Raw genomic sequence first — 16,759 nt, 5'->3', positions numbered from 1 at the left:
GTCCCATTATAGTTCTGTGCGCAGCTCCCAAAGCTCCCTGAAGAAATAGTCATCAATCACCCGCTTCAGATAATTGACGCCCGAGCTGCCGCCGGTCCCCTTCTTGAAGCCGATGATGCGTTCAACCGTCTTCATGTGCCTGAAACGCCACTGGCTGTACAGATCTTCAACATCAACAAGTTTTTCAAGCATCTCGTACAGTTCAAAATACTCCTCCGTATTGAGGTAAATCTGCCTGAATGCTTCCTTGACCGATTCGTTCGGCACATAGTTTTCAGTTACATCGCGCGATAACACTTCCCGATCGATATGGAAGCCCTGTCTCGCAACGGCACGGATGGCCTCGTCATAAATACTCGGTGTCCCGAGCTGTGCTTTGAGCCGGCTGTGGATGCCCGGATCCTTTTCATAGATGCTCAGGGCATGCGTGGTCTTATAACCCAGGCAGTACTCCATCATGCGGTTCTGATAGGACTGGAATCCGGATGCATTGCCGAGTTCGTCCCGGAAATTGAGATAGTCGCTCGGTGTCATCGTTGCCAGCACACTCCAGGAGTTGATCAGCTGGTTCTGGATGTTCGTCACCCGTGCAAGCTTCTTGAAAGCCAGCCTGAAATCATCGTGTTTTATATCCTCCATGGCGGAATTCAGTTCATGGATGATCAGCTTCATCCACAGTTCCGAAACCTGATGGATGATGATGAACAGTTTTTCATCATGCTGGTCCGTCAACGGACTCTGTGCCGTAAGTATCTGATCCAGATTCAGGTATTCACTGTACGTCATGTCCTTCAGAAAATCCGTTTTGACATTCTCACCGGCCAGCGTATGATCCTGATATTCATTCATGGTCCATCTCCTCCTTTACCCTGAGTACAGCACGCACCGGAGAGCCGTCAGCGCCCCTGATTTTCAGAGGCAGTGCTATGAAGTCGTAATAGCCTCCGCCGACCGCTTCAAGCACCGTGTTTTCAATGATCATTATATCGTTCTCATGCAGCTTATGGTGGATGTCTAACGTCTTCGAGTCCACCGGATCGACCGATGTTACATCCACACCGAAAAGACGGACTCCCTTTCCGGCAATATATTCTACCGCCTCCTCATCAAGCACGGGTACGGTCTCCGGAAAAACATCCTGCTCCGCACGCTCTTTTGTCTTTACAAGCAGTACCGTGCCCCTGATGTCAAAACTCTCAAGTTCCTCTTTCGTGATGATTTCCCTGTTCCTCACTTCTATGACTGTTGCATCACCGATATACCGGTTAATATCCAGTTCATCCACTTTCGCGCCGGCGTCATCGAAATGGAAAGGCGCATCGATATGGGTGCCGATATGAGTGCTCGTCTCAATCTTGCCGATATTGACGGAGCCGCTCTGTGCTTTCGTCACAGGTGTCGTGTAACTGAACGGTGTATCTTCCGGCCAATGGGCGATGGAGCATTCAAGTGTCTGAGAAATATCAATCCACATCAGGCAACGACTCCCCGTCTGTTATCAAATTTATCGTACAGCCGGTCATCCATTATCTCTTTGAGGATCATGACTGCGTGATATACATCTTCGAATGAATTATACAGTGCCACCGGGGCAATTCTGACATAACTCGGTGCCCTGAAGTCAGGTATCACCCCTTTGGATTTCAGGGCTTGATTGATGCCGGCGGCCTTCTCATGTCCGATCAGGATGTGTCCGCCGCGTGATTCATGCGCTTTCGGCGTAACGATATCAATATCATAGCCGGCGAGCACGTCTTCAATCATCGCAATCATGAAATCGGTCAGACCGAGGGACTTTTCACGGACGTTTCCAATGCCCGCCTCCCCGAATATCTCCAGGGCACCATAAAGCGGCGCCATGGAGAGGATGTGAGGTGTCCCCACCTGGTACTGGCTGATATCCGCCGCCTGATCAAAATCGTGTGCCATATCGAACTGCGTTTCCTTGTTGTTGCCGAACCAGCCTTTGAGACTCACACTCTTATGATGGTGCCTTTCATGAACATATAATCCCGCAACCGACCCCGGCCCACCGCTTAAATGTTTATATGTGCACCAGACGGCGAAATCCACGTCCCATTCTTTCAGCTGATGCTGGAGTGCACCAATGGAGTGGCACAGGTCAAATCCGACAATGATTCCTTTTTCATGGGCGGCCTCCGTAATCTTCTGCATCTCCAGCACCTGCCCGCTCCGGTAGAGGACGGATGGAAGCAGCATGAGTGCGATGCTTTCATCCATCATGCTGATGATCGTTTCAGTATCAAGGAGATGCCCGTCTTCTGACGACACCTTCACCATCCCATCGCTGTAACCATGATCATCCAGGACGGACTGGAGGGCATATATATCTGACGGGAAGTTCAAGTCATCCGCCATGATCCTGTAACGCTCCCCTGCCGGCTCGTAAAGTGTCCTCACGGTCTGATGTATATTGTTCGTAGTCGAGTTCGTCGCCAGTACTTCATGGGCACCGGCACCGACAAGCTGAGCCATCTTCTCCCCGATGGCCTCACTCATGTAGAACCATGGCCGCTCTCCTTTTACCCAGCCGTCTATGCCATGGTGCTTCCAGTCATCCATCACTTCAAGGAGTGACTGCTCCGCCCGCTTGGACATCAGCCCCAGGGAATTGCCGTCCATATAATAGACACCCTCTCCGATATAAAACTCGTCCCTGAAGTGTCCGAGCACATCCGCACCATCTTTTCTTTTCGCTTCCTGCAACCATTTCTCCATCAAATACCTCCTATGTTAACATCACGATTGTAAGCCTTTTCTATTTTCATTATACAACGATTCCCGCAAATAAAAAGCATCATCGATGATACTATCCGCCTCTCTTGCTACAATGAATATAACATCATAAAAAGAGGAGCGCTAATTATGCAGAATATCAAAGGCAAGAATGCAGTCATCACAGGCGGCACACGGGGGATCGGCCTTGCAACAGCCCATGCACTGGCAAATGAAGGCGTCAATGTAGCCATCATCGGCCGCAACCGGGAAACACTTGATAACGCCGTGGAGGAACTGGGCAAATACAGCGTACAGGTCATCGGGGCGAACGGTGATGTATCCAGCCGTGAAGAGGTCGGGAGCATGATCGCCTCCATCAATGAGACATTCCCCACCATCGACATCCTGATCAACAACGCCGGCATCATGGGACATACACCTTTCCTTGAATCCAGCGAAGATGAATTCAGAAAGATGATGGATGTCAACGTCTTCGGCCCCTACTACACGATGCAGTCTGTGCTGCCGCAGATGACAGCACAGAAGAAAGGGGACGTCATCAACATCTCCTCCATGTCCGGACTCAAAGGGACCCCCGGATCGTCACTTTATTCAGCCACTAAATTTGCAGTCATCGGCATGACTGAGGGCATCATGCAGGAGATGCGGAAACATAACATCAGAGTGTCCTATCTCACCCCTTCGGCAGTGCTGACAGATCTGATTGGTGAGGCAAAACTCGAGGAAGATTCGATGACACACGCAGAGGATATCGCCGACATCATCGTGAGCCAGCTGAAGCTGAATCATAGAACATTCATCAAAACGAGCCAGATGTGGGCGACTAATCCGATTCCGAAAGAAAAATGACAGCTTTGATGTAAGGAGGCGGTGAATCAGATGGACAACCTGCCGCTCGATGATTATTCCGCACACGGGAATTTGCATGACGAAATACTGGGAGGTGCAGAGGAACAGCTCGAATCTATGAAAACCCTGCTCAACAAACTGGAACACAATGAACTTGCAGATGAGATGGAATCCTTCATTGAATATGTCGAGGAGCGCGTCCTCGGCCATTTCGATGAAGAGGAAACAAGCAGTGGCCTGTACGACAGGGTCGTCGGGCGCGAACCCGCCCTGCACGATAAAGTGCAGGGACTGAAGCGGGATCATGAACTCATCAGAATGATGATCGACCGCATGAAAGAGGAACTCTCGAAAGATGAAGTCGACTTCCAGAAGCTCATCGATCACTCCGTCTCCATAATCCTCGTGGATGAACTCCACTCGAGAGATGAAGAAAATCTCCTGCTCGGCGGCAGTGAGTAATAATGATATGCACACTCAAACAACAGCCGTTACGGGGCGATATCGCCCCGTAACGGCTGTTTTCCTGTCATTGTCTTCTACTGATATGCCAGATTTCCTCGGCATATTCTTCGATTGTTCTGTCTGAGGAGAATATGCCTGCGTTCGCCATGTTCATATAACCTTTTTTATAGAAGGTTTTTTTGTCCCTGTAGTCATGTGCAATTCTGTCCTGCGTTTCTCTGTAGGAGGCAAAGTCCTCCAGCACAAAGTACTCGTCCCTCCCGACAATGCTGTCATACAGATCACGCAGCATCCCGGTGCCGTTATCCTGATAGGTGCCGTCAACAAGTGATGCAACAACTGCTCCGAGTCCCTCTGTTTCCCGCATCGGTATTTCCGGGTCATATTCCCCCCGTTTTGCCGCGACCTCGCCGACCTCCATACCAAAGATATAGTTATTTTCTCTCCCCGCTTCTTCGACAATCTCAACATTTGCGCCGTCCATCGTACCGACCGTCACTGCACCGTTCAGCATGAATTTCATATTGCCCGTCCCGGAGGCTTCTTTGCCGGCAGTTGAAATCTGTTCCGATACATCGGCCGCCGGGAAGAGTTTTTCTGCATATGATACTCCGTAGTTTTCAACAAACACCACCTTGATGATGTCTTTCGTATCGTCATCCGTATTTACCCGGCCGGCGAGTTCATTGATGAATTTGATGATCGCTTTCGCCATGTAGTATCCCGGCGCCGCCTTGGCTCCGAAGATGAATGTGCGCTTTGCCCACTCCGCCCCGGGATTTTCTTTTATACGGTTGAACAGGTCGGCGATGTAAAATGTCATCATCAGCTGCCTCTTGTACTCATGCAGCCTTTTGATCTGTATGTCGAAAATCGATTCCGGATCGATATCCACATCTTCATGGAACCGGATATACTCTGCAAGTTCCTGCTTCTTCTCATTTTTGATGCCGATGAACCGCTCGATTATCCCATCATCCTCACACCTGCCCTCAAGATTTTTGAGCAGGCCCAGATCTGTGATCCATTCATCACCACCGAGCAGTTCTGTAATCATGTTGCTGAGCCCGGGGTTGGCCTGGAGCAGCCATCTCCGCTGGGTGATGCCGTTGGTCTTATTGACGATCCGTCCCGGGAACAGCTCATCCCACTCACGGATCACTTCCGATTTCAGCAGATTGGTATGGATTGCAGCCACACCGTTCACCGCACGTGATACATAGATTGACATGAATGCCATATGCACGGATTCATTCTGGAGGATGAGGAACTTATCCCACAGGGATTTGTCCACCTTCCATTCCTCAAGTTCCCCGATGAGCCTTTCGTTGATTTTTTTGATATACGGCATCAGGTTCGGAAGCACGGATATGAAAAGTTCTTCATTCCATACTTCCAGTGCCTCAGCCATGAGTGTATGGTTTGTATACGCCATCGTCTTCTGCACAATATCAAATGCCCTCTCAAATTCCACACCTTCCATTTCCAATAAACGGATGAGTTCCGGTATCGCAAGCGACGGATGGGTATCATTCAGCTGGATGGAGTGCAGCCTGGCAAAGTCGTCAAAGCTCTTATGCCCATCTTTCCTGAATTTCCGAATCAGGTCCTGAAGCGACGCTGATGTGAAGAAGTACTGCTGTTTGAGTCTGAGACGCTTCCCTTCATCCGTGGAGTCATTCGGGTACAGTATCCGTGAAATCGTCTCCGCTTCATTCTGGGCCTTTACGGAATCAATATAGTTCCCTTCATCAAAAGTTTTGAAATCGAATTTCTCTATCGCTTCGGCGCTCCAGAGCCTGAGCGTATTGATCGTTTGCCCTCTGTATCCGACTATCGGCATATCATATGGAACAGCCTCAACCTTGTCTTCTTCGCTGAATTCTACAATGACCGCATCATTGCTGTCCTTGACGAGCCAGGGGTTTTCGTATTCCAGCCATGGGTCACCCTCTTCAACCTGGAAGCCGTTGACGAAATTCTGTTTGAAAATGCCGTACTGGTACAGTATTCCGTATCCAGACAGCGGATAGTCGAGCGTTGCTCCGGAATCGAGGAAACAGGCAGCCAGACGGCCCAGTCCGCCATTCCCCAGACCGGCATCATCTTCGGCATCCTCCAGGGCATTGTAGTCGACACCCATTTCACTGAGTGTTTCCTTCACTTCTTTTTCTATTTCCAGATTGGCCAGGTTGTTACTTAACGCCCGCCCCAGCAAAAATTCAGCCGAAAAATAGTACGCCTGTTTCTGATCCCTGAACTTCTTTTTGGATTGTATCCATTCAGGTACAAGGTACTCCATCACTGCATTTCCCACTGCGACGAACTGTTCTTTTTCATGCAGCTCATAAAATGACCGGCCATAGCTTCTATGCGCCTGGGCTTCAATCCTTGTTTTCAAGTCAATTGATTTCATAGTGACCTCCCGTAAAGTCTGTTCAATCGTTTCAGCTTTTTTAGCGTGTGCTTTTTCAGAGCATCTTTGGGCATGCGCCACTCCCAGTTACCCCCGATGGTGGATGGTGTATTGAACCGCGCCTTCTCTCCCAGTCCGAGAAGATCCTGCATGGGAATGACGGCAAGGTACGAATGTGAGGCAAATACACCCCTGATGCATCCTTCAGTCAGCCCCTCCTCTTCTGTCAGGTTCAGGTATGCCTCCGCTTTTTTGTATGTCTCCCTGTCAGAGGAGTCGAGCCACCCCCGCATCGTCTGTGTATCATGATTCCCGGTATAGGCGATGGTATGCCGTCCGTAATTGTGAGGCAGATATTCCGAATCCTCCCCAGGGGCGAATCCGAACTGCAGTATTTTCATACCCGGGTACCCCGTATCCTCAATCAGCTTATACACTTTCTCCGTCAGGAATCCGAGGTCTTCAGCCACAATGTCCCGATCTCCAAGCACTTCCTTCACAGCACTGAAAAGATCCATGCCCGGACCTTTCACCCAGTTGCCGTTTTCGGCCGTCGGGCTCCCGGCGGGGATCTCCCAGTACGACTCAAACCCCCTGAAATGGTCGATTCTGACCGTATCATACAGATTGAAGCTTTCCTCTATCCTCCTGATCCACCATCGGTAGCCATCACGTGCCATCGCATCCCAGTCGTATATCGGGTTTCCCCACAGCTGCCCCGTGCCACTCATCATATCCGGCGGCACACCTGCGACGACCGTCGGCCTCAGATCCGCATCCAGCTTGTACAGCTCCGGCTGTGACCAGATATCCGCCCCGTCTTCCGCCACATAGATCGGGATATCCCCCATGATCCGTATGCCACGATCATTTGCATACTTCTTGAGCCTCCCCCATTGCCCGAAAAACAGGTACTGGGTAAACACCCAGAAGAAAAATTCGTTTTTATGCTTCTCATAAAATGCATCAAGGGCACCTCTCTCCCTCAGCCTGTACTCATCAGGCCACTCCATCCAGGAATCACCGCCATGCACCTTTTTTATCGACATGTACAACGCAAAATCATGGAGCCACCCACTGTGCCTGGCGAGAAAAACCTCCAATTCACTGCCAATCTCTTTTGCCGCGCGGCGGTATGCTGATTCAAGCAGCGGCATCTTATGCGTATAAAGTTTTGAAAAATCCACTTTTTCAGGATCATCACCCAGATCCGCTCCCGCAGCCTCCTCTTCTGACAGCCATCCCTTCTCAATCAGTTCATCCAGATCGATGAGATACGGATTGCCGGCAAATGCGGAAAAATTCTGATATGGTGAATCTCCAAAACCGGTGACGCCGAGCGGCAGTATCTGCCAGTACTTAGTATTGGAGCGTGCAAGCAGCCTGACAAACTTATAGGCCTTTTTTCCAAAATCCCCGATGCCGTATTTCCCTGGCAATGAAGAAACATGCAGAAGCACTCCGCTGGACCGCTTTTTCATAGACATCCTCCCCTTTGGTGCAAACGTTTGCACTGATACGCTTTCATTATATCATATTCCCTCTCCATGTCAGAATGATATGATAGGTCCATGAGTATTTGCAGTATCAGGAAAGAGGTTTGATCCATGAAAAATTACAAGTACCTGCTGTTTGATCTTGATGACACCATCCTTGACTTCGGTGCTGCTGAAAACAGGGCGCTCGAATTTGTCCTTGAGAGCCAGAGTGTTGACAATTCCCCGGAACTCTATGACCGGTATAAGACAATCAACCAGGCGCACTGGGAAATGCTTGAAAGGAATGAACTGACAAAAGAGCGTGCGCTGGCAAAGAGGCATGAAGTCTTCTTCGATGAACTTGGACACAGTGTGGATGGTGCGCTTATCAATGAAATGTATATGGCACAGATCGCAGAACACGGACACCGGATGTTTGACGGCGCCCTTGATGTCCTTCGCATCCTGTCTGAAGCCTTTCCTTTGTATATCATTACAAACGGCGTGAAGGCAACTCAGGAAATGAGACTCGAAAATGCCGGGATAAATCCTTATTTTCAGGATGTCTTCATCAGCGAAGACACAGGGTTCCAGAAACCCATGAAGGAATTCTTCGAACATGTGGCCGCCTGTATCGACGGATTCACGCCCAATGATGCACTCATCATAGGAGATTCACTGACTTCAGACATACTCGGCGGTATCAATAGCGGAATTGATACGTGCTGGTACAACCCCGATGCCAAAGAGAACCCTTTTGGATTCAAAGCGGATTTTGAAATCAGGCAGCTGAATGAACTGTTCCGTATTCTAGACCGGTGACACCGGTCTTTTTTATTTGGGTTGACTAAATTTATATATTAGGGTAACCTAAATATCAACTTTCAACATCGGAGGACAGATTATGAAAAAGACCGCACTATTCTCCATCATGATGATATTCATGGTCACAGCCGCCGGGTGCTCGGGAAACGGCGGAGATGAGTCCGCCACCGACGACAAAAGGCAGGATGTCGCGGTTACGACGACATTCCTTCTGGATATGGTGGAAGTTCTGGATGAAGGTGCCGATGCCTTCGACACCGAACTGATCATACCCGCAGGCGTCGATCCACATACCTATCAGCCGAAGGCGAGCAATCTGACAACGATTTTGGAGTCGGATATTCTATTCTATCAGGGGCTCAACTTCGAAGGACGCATGGCTGATGTACTGACAGACGGCATCCCCGTTGCCGAGAGCTTTGACAGCGCCTCTCTTGAAACTGAAGAGGAAGGGGAGACGGATCCCCATTTCTGGTTCAACATCGAACTTTACAAGGAGGCGATGACAATTGTCAAAACGGAACTTTCCAAAGCGTCGCCCGACCACGAAGAGAAATTCCAGGCCAATATGGAAGCATACTTCAGAGAACTCGACGAGCTGGAGTCCTATGTCCGGGAGCGACTCTCTGAAGTCCCCGCCGAATCCAGGATTCTGATTACACCGCACGATGCATTCGGATATCTGAGCGCTTCATATGACCTGGATGTGCATGCACCCCAGGGCTTTTCCACTGCATCAGAAGTATCCAATAACACGATCAGCATGACCGCGGACATCATCATGGAACGTGATGTCAAATCTGTATTCGTGGAAACGACGACCAACCCCGATCAGATGCGGCGGCTTGAGGAGATCGTTTCGACCCGGGGCGGTACGGTGAATGTCATCGGCAGTGCCGACGAGGCACTCTACTCCGATTCCCTCGGAGAAGCGGGAGAGCCCGGGGACACTTATATCGGCATGTACCGGCACAATATCGACACGATCGTAGAAAACCTGAAATGAGGAGGTCCTGAAAATGGATGGCACTATCATTACAATCAAAGACCTGAATGTCGCATATCAGGATAAACCCGCCCTGTGGCACATCAATCTGGATATCAGAAAGAATAGCCGCACCGCCATCGTCGGACCCAACGGTGCCGGCAAGTCAACGATGATCAAGACGATGATGAAACTGATCCGCCCCGTATCCGGAAGTATTGAGATCGACGGCCGCACCGACAAGGGTGTGTTGAAGAACATTGCCTATGTTCCCCAGAAAGGGGAGGTGAACTGGGACTTCCCGGCAACGGTGCTGGATGTCGTCCTGATGGGACGGTATGTCCATAAGGGCTGGGTCAAACGCACTCAAAAAAAGGACAGGGATATTGCACTGGAAGCATTGAAAACCATGAAAATGGAGGCGTTTTGCGACCGGCAGATTTCAGAGTTGTCAGGCGGCCAGCGCCAGAGGGCATTCCTTGCCCGCGCAATTGCACAGGATGCAGATATATATGTAATGGATGAGCCGCTCCAGGGCATTGACATCACCACTGAAAATCTGATAATGGACGTCATCAGAAAACTGCAGGCGGAGGGCAAAACATTCATCGTCGTCCATCACCAGCTGAACACCGTCAAGGAGTATTTCGATCATGTTGTAATCATGAACAAAACCATCATTGCCGATGGCCCGACAGACGCAGTATTCACCGGGGACAACATAGAAAAAGCCTACCGGGAGAAAGGCGTCGGCGTATGATGGAAGTACTGACCAGCTTCACGTTCATCGTTGTCGCAGCAGGCACAATGATCCTTGCATTCGCCGGCGGCATGGTGGGGGCTATCAGTGTGATGAAAGGCCAGAGCCTGATAGGGGATGCCGTCGGACATGCCACTTTCCCCGGCATAGTACTCGCATTCATGCTCATCGGCGTAAAGGAAACGTATACGCTGGCACTTGGCGCTGTCCTGTTCGGCATCATCGCTTTCCTCACCATCCAGATGATAACGAATCATTCCAAGGTCACACTGGATGGTGCGCTCGCCCTGGTCCTCTCGTCATTTTTCGGACTTGGCATGGCCCTTATGAGTTTTGTACAGGGAAATCCGGATTTTGAAGGTACTCAGGGGCTCAATGACTATATATTCGGACAGGCTGCCTATATGTTGAGAAGCGATGTCTACCTTATCACTGCCGCCTCCGTCATCAGCCTGTTCATACTCGCAGCATTCTATATACAGATCAGAATCTATATATTCGACCCCGTCTTCAGCAGGACGGCGGGAATCAACAACACCCTGATGAATTTCATCATTCTCATCATCACCATACTGCTGATTTCAGTCGGTCTGAAGGCGGTCGGGGCGATACTTATCGTCAACCTTCTGATCGCCCCGGCCGTCATTGGACAGTTATGGTCCAGCCGTTTTTCCACCGTGCTTCTGATTGCCGGGTCTTCAGGTGCATTTGCCGCCTTTACCGGTACATATATCAGTACCGCAGGGGAAAACATAGCGACGGGGCCCGCCATCATCCTTACGCTCTCTTTCTTGATGGCACTCTCTTTATTCTGCGCGCCGAAAGGTATCATCAGGAGAAACATATATAAAAGAAGAATGGGTGGTGTATCATGATTGAAGTTCTGCTTGTCCTCATCGTGACAGCACTTGCCACGAGTGTACCCGGTGTATTCCTCGTACTCCGCGGGCTGTCGATGACAACTGACGCCATCAGCCATACGATCCTGCTCGGCATCGTCCTTGCCTTCTTCATGACGAATGATATACGCTCGCCATGGCTGATCATCGCAGCGAGCATCATCGGCATCGCCACTGTCTATATCATCGAACTGGTCTCAAGAACGCAGCTGGTGCGTCAGGATGCAGCCATCGGTCTGGTCTTCACTGCACTGTTTGCAGCTGCCATCGTACTGATTTCCAAATACTCGGGGAACGCCCACCTGGATATGGATGTTGTCCTGATGGGGGAAGTCCTCTTCGCACCATTCAACCGGATAGATGTCTTCGGCTTCAGCATCCCCGCCGCCCTGTGGCAGCTGTCGATCATAATGTTTGTGAACTTTGCTTTCATCGCACTGTTCTATAAAGAGCTCAAGCTTACGACCTTTGACCCGAAATTCGCGTTCATCGCAGGTTTTTCAGCCACCTTAATCTATTACGCGCTCATGACACTCGTTTCCGTCACTGCAGTGGCTGCATTTGATGCGGTCGGCTCCATACTTGTGATCAACTTCTTCGTGGCCCCCGCCCTCACGGCCTACCTGCTTGTGAGGCGACTCAGTGCGATGATCTGGCTGTCGATGCTTTTTGCAGTCTGGAACAGTGTGATCGGATATATAATCGGTTTCAGCTATGACCTGTCCATTGCCGGTGTCACTTCATTTACGGCGCTCGTCACTTTCATGGCAGTGTTCATATTCAGTCCCGATGGCTGGCTAAACGGCAAACTCAGGGCACTCAGGCAAAAGCGCACCTTCACCCGGGCGATGATACTGATGCTCATGAATGAACACGGGCATACGCGTCTTACAGCCGGCGAAATCACATCCCACTTCAACCTGAACCAAAAACAGTTCGATAATCATATGGAGCATCTGCTCATCAATGACTACATCGAAAAGAAGAATGGACAGTACACCCTTACAGAACGGGGCGAGGAATACACACATTACACCCGGAGCAAATATGAATTGCCGATATAGATGTTTTTCTTCATAATAGTAATTAATTCAAAATGGAGTGAGACCCATGAGCCCAACGAAGGAAGATTATTTAAAAATACTGTTTGAACTCGGCGGCCGGACCGAACAGGTGCCGAATAAGGAAATAGCCAACCGGCTGAGCATCTCCCCGCCCACCGTGACGGAAATGATGAACAGCCTGGTCAAAGCGGGATGGGTGGTTTATACGCCGTACAAAGGGAGCAAGCTGACCCAGGAGGGCACCGACTATGCAAAAAAACTGATCCGCAAGCACAGGTTGTGGGAAGTGTTCCTTGTGAAACATCTCGGCTTCAACATCAATGAAGTCCATCCTGAGGCGGAACTTCTGGAACACTCTACCAGTGCCGAACTCGCCGACAGGCTGGAGGCCTACCTGGAATTTCCGGAGTACTGTCCGCACGGAGGCGCCATATCCACCGATTTGATGGAGGAGCAGGAAGACATGACAGTGCACCTGACTGAAGCAGTGCTCGGGGTACCGGTTCGCATTTCCCGTATTGTTGATGAAGACAGGCTGCTCCGATATTTTGAAAACCATGACCTCAAAATCGGGGACCGGGTCACAGTGACCGGCAGGGATTCAGGCCTCGACCTCCTCACCTTGAATCACGGTACCACGGATAAGGAGATACAGATCAGCCAGACAATTGCCCAATACTTGTTCGTCGAGCATATATGATGTCAAAAAGCGTTTCCCGGGAAATTTCCCGGGAAACGCTTTTTGACATCGGCCTTCCATACTGCCATCCGTATCACTCAACATTCTTCCCCAGTTTTTTCAGAAGCTCTGTCAGCCTTCTCTTCTCTATTACAGTCAGTCCGCTCGTTATCCTCTCCATCTGTTCTGCATGCTGCGGGAAGATTTCATCCATCAGCTTCCTGCCTCTGGGCCTGAGCGACACATACGTTATCCGCCTGTCCATCTCGTAACGTTCCTTTACTGCATACCCTTCATTCACCAGTTTGTCCACAACGTACGTAATGGATCCGGAGGCAAGCAGCACCCGGCTGCCTATCTCCCGTATCTGCTGGGGGCCTTTATTGTAAAGCAGCTCCATCACAGCGAATTCAGTCGGGTTCAGCCCATACCTTTTCATGTCTTTGAACGACTGGTCCTGCATCGAATTGAAAGCATGGTGCATGACTATATACAGTTTCAGTGACAGCTGTCGGTCATCGTGTTCTTCCGACATCTTCATCCTCCTTCTGTTCTTTCCCATTATTCTTTTCCATCAAAATATACTTTTATTATACAATTACATTTTTAGATGAGTATATCATATTAACTTTTGGGTATATGTTAGACTGTCCGTATATTTAAAATTCCAGAACTTTTACTCAAATGTTGAAGGAGGAGATTTGATCATGGAAGAGAAACCGGGACGCGGAGGATTGAAAACTGTCGATCATAAAATATTCCTGCCCGCCGTCATCATCATAGTGCTGATCAGTATTCCTTTGGCACTGTATGAATCGGAATCCCTTGCAATCCTCAATAATATATTCGACCAGATCGTTGCCCAGTTCGGATGGGGATATATCTGGTATGCAAATATACTGCTGGCTGCAGGGCTTTACCTGTCCTTCTCAAAATACGGCAAGGTAGTTCTCGGAGCACCGGATGAAAGACCGCAGTTCACGCTGTTTGAATATGCATCGCTGCTGATTGCAATGGGTCTGGGCTCGACAATAATGAGAACCGGCATGGTACAGTGGGCGGGTGTTGCGGACAACCCGCCGCTCGGCGTGGAGGCGGGTTCCGCCGAAGCACTCCTCTGGGGCAATTCCTATGCGATGTATATATGGAGTTTCCAGGTATTCTCCGTTTTCGTAATGGCCGCACCCGCGATGGCTTATATCATTCATGTGAAGAAACGGCCGATGATGCGAATATCCGAAGCGACCCGCGTCATATTCGGCGATCGGTTCACAGATGGCGCGGGCGGCATCATACTGGACATATTGTTTCTCATGAGCATCCTTTCAGGAGCAGCAGTCACTCTCGGACTCGGTACGCCCATCATCACGACCAACCTTGCAGAACTTCTCAACACAGAAGTCACCTTTACAATGACCATGATTGTAACCGTCGTCTGGGTGGCGCTGTTCTCGCTGAGCGCCTACCGGGGTATCGAGAAGGGGATTAAGAAGCTCAGTGTCTTCAATATCTACATGGCAGCCTTTTTGGCACTGCTCATACTGGTCATCGGACCAGGTGTCTTTATAATGGACTTTTTCACCGAGACCATAGGCCATCTGCTCACAAACTATTTCACGTTCTCATTCTACACTGATTCAGTGGCCACAGAGCAGACGACTTTCATCAGAAACCACCTGATATTCTGGATGGCATACAATGCAACATGGGCGATGCTCCACAGTGTATTCGCCGCCAAAATTTCCAGGGGCCGGACCGTCAAGGAGATGATCCTGACATATCTGCTCGCACCGACGGCAATATCATGGGTTGCGACAGGAATCCTCGGAGGTGTTGGCGTAAATGCGCAGCTGAACGGCGGCACCGATGTCCTGGGGATGCTCGGGGATAACGAGGCCGTACAGCTCATACCGGCTATACTGCAGACACTGCCCCTGTCAGGGTTGATGATGGTGCTCTTCATCATCATTGCATTGATTTTCCTGACGACGACGCTCGACTCCACTACATTCACCATTGCCACCTACACGAGCAGAAATGACATGAGCAGGATGGAACCGTCAAAATTTCTCAGAATCTTTGTGGCTTTCGTCATAACGGCACTTGCCCTGGTACTCATGCAGATTGGCGGTCTTGCACCACTCGAAGTCGTTTCGGGCATCATGGGCATCCCGATCATTTTCATCCAGTTCCTCATGATCTATGCCGCCAAGAAAATGATGGATGAAGATGAAGCGTGGAAGTATAACATCAGAAAACCTGACAAATAAAAATACGTGAACCAAAAAAAGTGGCTGGTGTACCAGCCACTTTTTTCGCCCTCATCTATACATCCTTTCCGAGGAAGGATTTCAGCATCCAGTTGTTCTTCTCAACTTCCGTAATCATGCCGATGAAGATATCGGCCGTGCGATCATCCCCTGCATCCTCTGCTGCCTTCTTACCTTTATCAAGCTCTTTGATCACAGTACTGTAATCCTTGACCAGCTGCTTCACCATATCGTCGGCTTCTGTGTCATACTCCGCCTCTTTTACACTGGCTGCCTCAATGGCATCGGATTGTCTGCCGATCGGTTCACCGCCGATGGCGAGCAGCCTTTCCGCCAGTTCATCGACATAGGTGCCCGCAGTGGTGTAGAGTTCCTCGAATTTCTCATGCAGGGAAAAGAAATTGGGGCCCTTTACATACCAGTGATAGTTGTGGAGTTTCGTCCATAGCACGGTAAAGTTCGCCACCTGTTTGTTCAGTGACTTTTTGACCTCATTCTTCCTGTCCGTCTTCTTGCCGTCTTTCGTTTTAGCCATTCATTATCACCTCTCCCAATATAGTCAGTATCATTATGAATCTACCCGGTGCTGTCATGCATAAACCATACTGCTGAAACTCTCAGACACTCAGAGTATTGAATAGTTGCGCACCCTGTAGGTCTTATTGTCCAGTTTTTCAACATCCCCCCGGGCCTCGAGCTTTTTAAACAGGCGTGTCAGCGTCTCGGGCTGCATACTGAGGTATGATGACAGGTCTCTTTTGGTCATCTCAAGCTGCACATAGTCGTCCTGATCCACATGCCCCCTGATATATTCCAGCAGACGTTCTTCACTGCTGAGCAGGGATATGTTCGTCGTCTGCTGTTCCGCCGCTTCAAGACGTTCTGAAAATTCCTCAACTATCTTTATGCCGATATCAGGATATTCCTTCATCAACCCGTATATATCGTCTTTGGTGATTTCACAGACCTGTGATTTCTCCATCATTTCCGCATATGATTCATGCGGCTTGTCGGTCCCGAAGAGGGAAAGTTCCCCGGTGAACTCCCCGGGCTTCAGCACCCTTATCAGCTGTTCTCTGCCTTCATCAGTCAGCCTGTAGATCCTTATCTTGCCCTGGTGAAGAACATACAGCGACTGTTCAAGATCCCCGGCCATATAAAGATGTTCATTCTTTCTGTAATCTGTGGAATGGACCTTGCTGAACACTTCATTCATTTCCCCGTCTGTCAGATGATTGAAAATAGGAACGTTCCTTACACAAAGTTTCTGACCTGGATGATTTTTCACTTCTCTTCCCCCATACCCTGC

At 49.7% G+C, this 16,759-nt stretch carries 17 protein-coding genes; 9 read left to right on the top strand and 8 right to left on the bottom strand.

Annotated features, from left to right (window positions below):
- Positions 1-6 precede the first annotated feature (6 nt).
- Genes C792_RS0101735 through kynU form a run of 3 tightly spaced genes read right to left on the bottom strand, consistent with a single transcriptional unit; the run spans position 7 to position 2,739 of the window.
- Complete coding sequence (locus C792_RS0101735) at positions 7-849, bottom strand: tryptophan 2,3-dioxygenase (RefSeq protein WP_017547721.1); 843 nt, start codon at positions 847-849, stop codon at positions 7-9.
- Positions 842-1,474 (bottom strand): arylformamidase, encoded by a 633-nt coding sequence (gene kynB / locus C792_RS0101730; protein WP_017547720.1) that lies wholly within the window; start codon positions 1,472-1,474, stop codon positions 842-844. The genes C792_RS0101735 and kynB overlap by 8 nt, the downstream gene beginning before the upstream one ends.
- On the bottom strand, positions 1,474-2,739 hold the full coding sequence (kynU, locus tag C792_RS0101725) for a kynureninase (protein WP_017547719.1): 1,266 nt from the start codon (positions 2,737-2,739) through the stop codon (positions 1,474-1,476). The genes kynB and kynU overlap by 1 nt, the downstream gene beginning before the upstream one ends.
- Positions 2,740-2,886: 147 nt before the next feature.
- Between kynU and C792_RS0101720 the strand changes: the two genes are divergently transcribed.
- Complete coding sequence (locus tag C792_RS0101720; RefSeq protein ID WP_017547718.1) at positions 2,887-3,609, top strand: 3-ketoacyl-ACP reductase; 723 nt, start codon at positions 2,887-2,889, stop codon at positions 3,607-3,609.
- A gap of 30 nt (positions 3,610-3,639) precedes the next feature.
- Positions 3,640-4,071: a hemerythrin domain-containing protein gene (locus C792_RS0101715; RefSeq protein ID WP_017547717.1), complete on the top strand. Its 432-nt coding sequence runs from the start codon at positions 3,640-3,642 to the stop codon at positions 4,069-4,071.
- 67 nt (positions 4,072-4,138) lie between these two features.
- Here the strand turns inward: C792_RS0101715 and C792_RS0101710 are convergent, their stop codons facing one another.
- The gene (locus C792_RS0101710) at positions 4,139-6,490 is read right to left on the bottom strand and encodes a glycogen/starch/alpha-glucan phosphorylase (RefSeq protein WP_017547716.1); all 2,352 of its coding nucleotides are present in this window, start codon (positions 6,488-6,490) and stop codon (positions 4,139-4,141) included.
- The gene (gene malQ / locus C792_RS0101705; RefSeq protein WP_017547715.1) at positions 6,487-7,971 is read right to left on the bottom strand and encodes a 4-alpha-glucanotransferase; all 1,485 of its coding nucleotides are present in this window, start codon (positions 7,969-7,971) and stop codon (positions 6,487-6,489) included. Before malQ ends, C792_RS0101710 begins: the two co-directional genes overlap by 4 nt.
- A gap of 126 nt (positions 7,972-8,097) precedes the next feature.
- Here malQ and C792_RS0101700 point away from each other — a divergent pair, with 126 nt between their 5' ends.
- The 6 genes from C792_RS0101700 to C792_RS0101675 all read left to right on the top strand — a co-directional run bounded on the left by C792_RS0101700 (position 8,098) and on the right by C792_RS0101675 (position 13,201).
- Complete coding sequence (locus tag C792_RS0101700; protein WP_017547714.1) at positions 8,098-8,790, top strand: YjjG family noncanonical pyrimidine nucleotidase; 693 nt, start codon at positions 8,098-8,100, stop codon at positions 8,788-8,790.
- A gap of 82 nt (positions 8,791-8,872) precedes the next feature.
- Positions 8,873-9,799 carry a metal ABC transporter solute-binding protein, Zn/Mn family gene (locus C792_RS0101695; RefSeq protein ID WP_017547713.1) on the top strand — a complete coding sequence of 309 codons (927 nt, stop codon included), beginning with the start codon at positions 8,873-8,875 and terminating at the stop codon, positions 9,797-9,799.
- A gap of 13 nt (positions 9,800-9,812) precedes the next feature.
- On the top strand, positions 9,813-10,538 hold the full coding sequence (locus C792_RS0101690) for a metal ABC transporter ATP-binding protein (protein ID WP_017547712.1): 726 nt from the start codon (positions 9,813-9,815) through the stop codon (positions 10,536-10,538).
- Positions 10,535-11,413, top strand: a complete 879-nt coding sequence (locus tag C792_RS0101685) for a metal ABC transporter permease (RefSeq protein ID WP_017547711.1) — start codon at positions 10,535-10,537, stop codon at positions 11,411-11,413. Before C792_RS0101690 ends, C792_RS0101685 begins: the two co-directional genes overlap by 4 nt.
- A complete protein-coding gene (locus C792_RS0101680) occupies positions 11,410-12,501 on the top strand; it encodes a metal ABC transporter permease (protein WP_017547710.1) in 1,092 nt (363 codons plus the stop codon). The genes C792_RS0101685 and C792_RS0101680 overlap by 4 nt, the downstream gene beginning before the upstream one ends.
- Before the next feature lie 46 nt (positions 12,502-12,547).
- Complete coding sequence (locus C792_RS0101675; protein WP_017547709.1) at positions 12,548-13,201, top strand: metal-dependent transcriptional regulator; 654 nt, start codon at positions 12,548-12,550, stop codon at positions 13,199-13,201.
- A gap of 73 nt (positions 13,202-13,274) precedes the next feature.
- Here C792_RS0101675 and C792_RS0101670 read toward each other — a convergent pair whose 3' ends face one another.
- Complete coding sequence (locus C792_RS0101670) at positions 13,275-13,715, bottom strand: MarR family winged helix-turn-helix transcriptional regulator (protein ID WP_017547708.1); 441 nt, start codon at positions 13,713-13,715, stop codon at positions 13,275-13,277.
- 172 nt (positions 13,716-13,887) lie between these two features.
- On the opposite strand from C792_RS0101670, the gene C792_RS0101665 reads away from it, so the two are divergent.
- The gene (locus C792_RS0101665) at positions 13,888-15,450 is read left to right on the top strand and encodes a BCCT family transporter (protein ID WP_017547707.1); all 1,563 of its coding nucleotides are present in this window, start codon (positions 13,888-13,890) and stop codon (positions 15,448-15,450) included.
- Between the two features lie 55 nt (positions 15,451-15,505).
- Here C792_RS0101665 and C792_RS0101660 read toward each other — a convergent pair whose 3' ends face one another.
- Both C792_RS0101660 and C792_RS0101655 read right to left on the bottom strand, forming a co-directional pair.
- A complete protein-coding gene (locus C792_RS0101660) occupies positions 15,506-15,985 on the bottom strand; it encodes a Dps family protein (protein ID WP_017547706.1) in 480 nt (159 codons plus the stop codon).
- Positions 15,986-16,075: 90 nt separating this feature from the next.
- Positions 16,076-16,738, bottom strand: coding sequence for a Crp/Fnr family transcriptional regulator (locus C792_RS0101655; protein WP_017547705.1), 663 nt, complete (start codon positions 16,736-16,738; stop codon positions 16,076-16,078).
- Positions 16,739-16,759 lie beyond the last annotated feature (21 nt).

Origin of the sequence: Salinicoccus carnicancri Crm (assembly GCF_000330705.1) — a bacterium.
Classification (GTDB): domain Bacteria; phylum Bacillota; class Bacilli; order Staphylococcales; family Salinicoccaceae; genus Salinicoccus; species Salinicoccus carnicancri.
The sequence above is the reverse complement of the archived record's forward strand: the minus strand, read 5'-3'. Positions and strand labels throughout refer to the sequence as shown.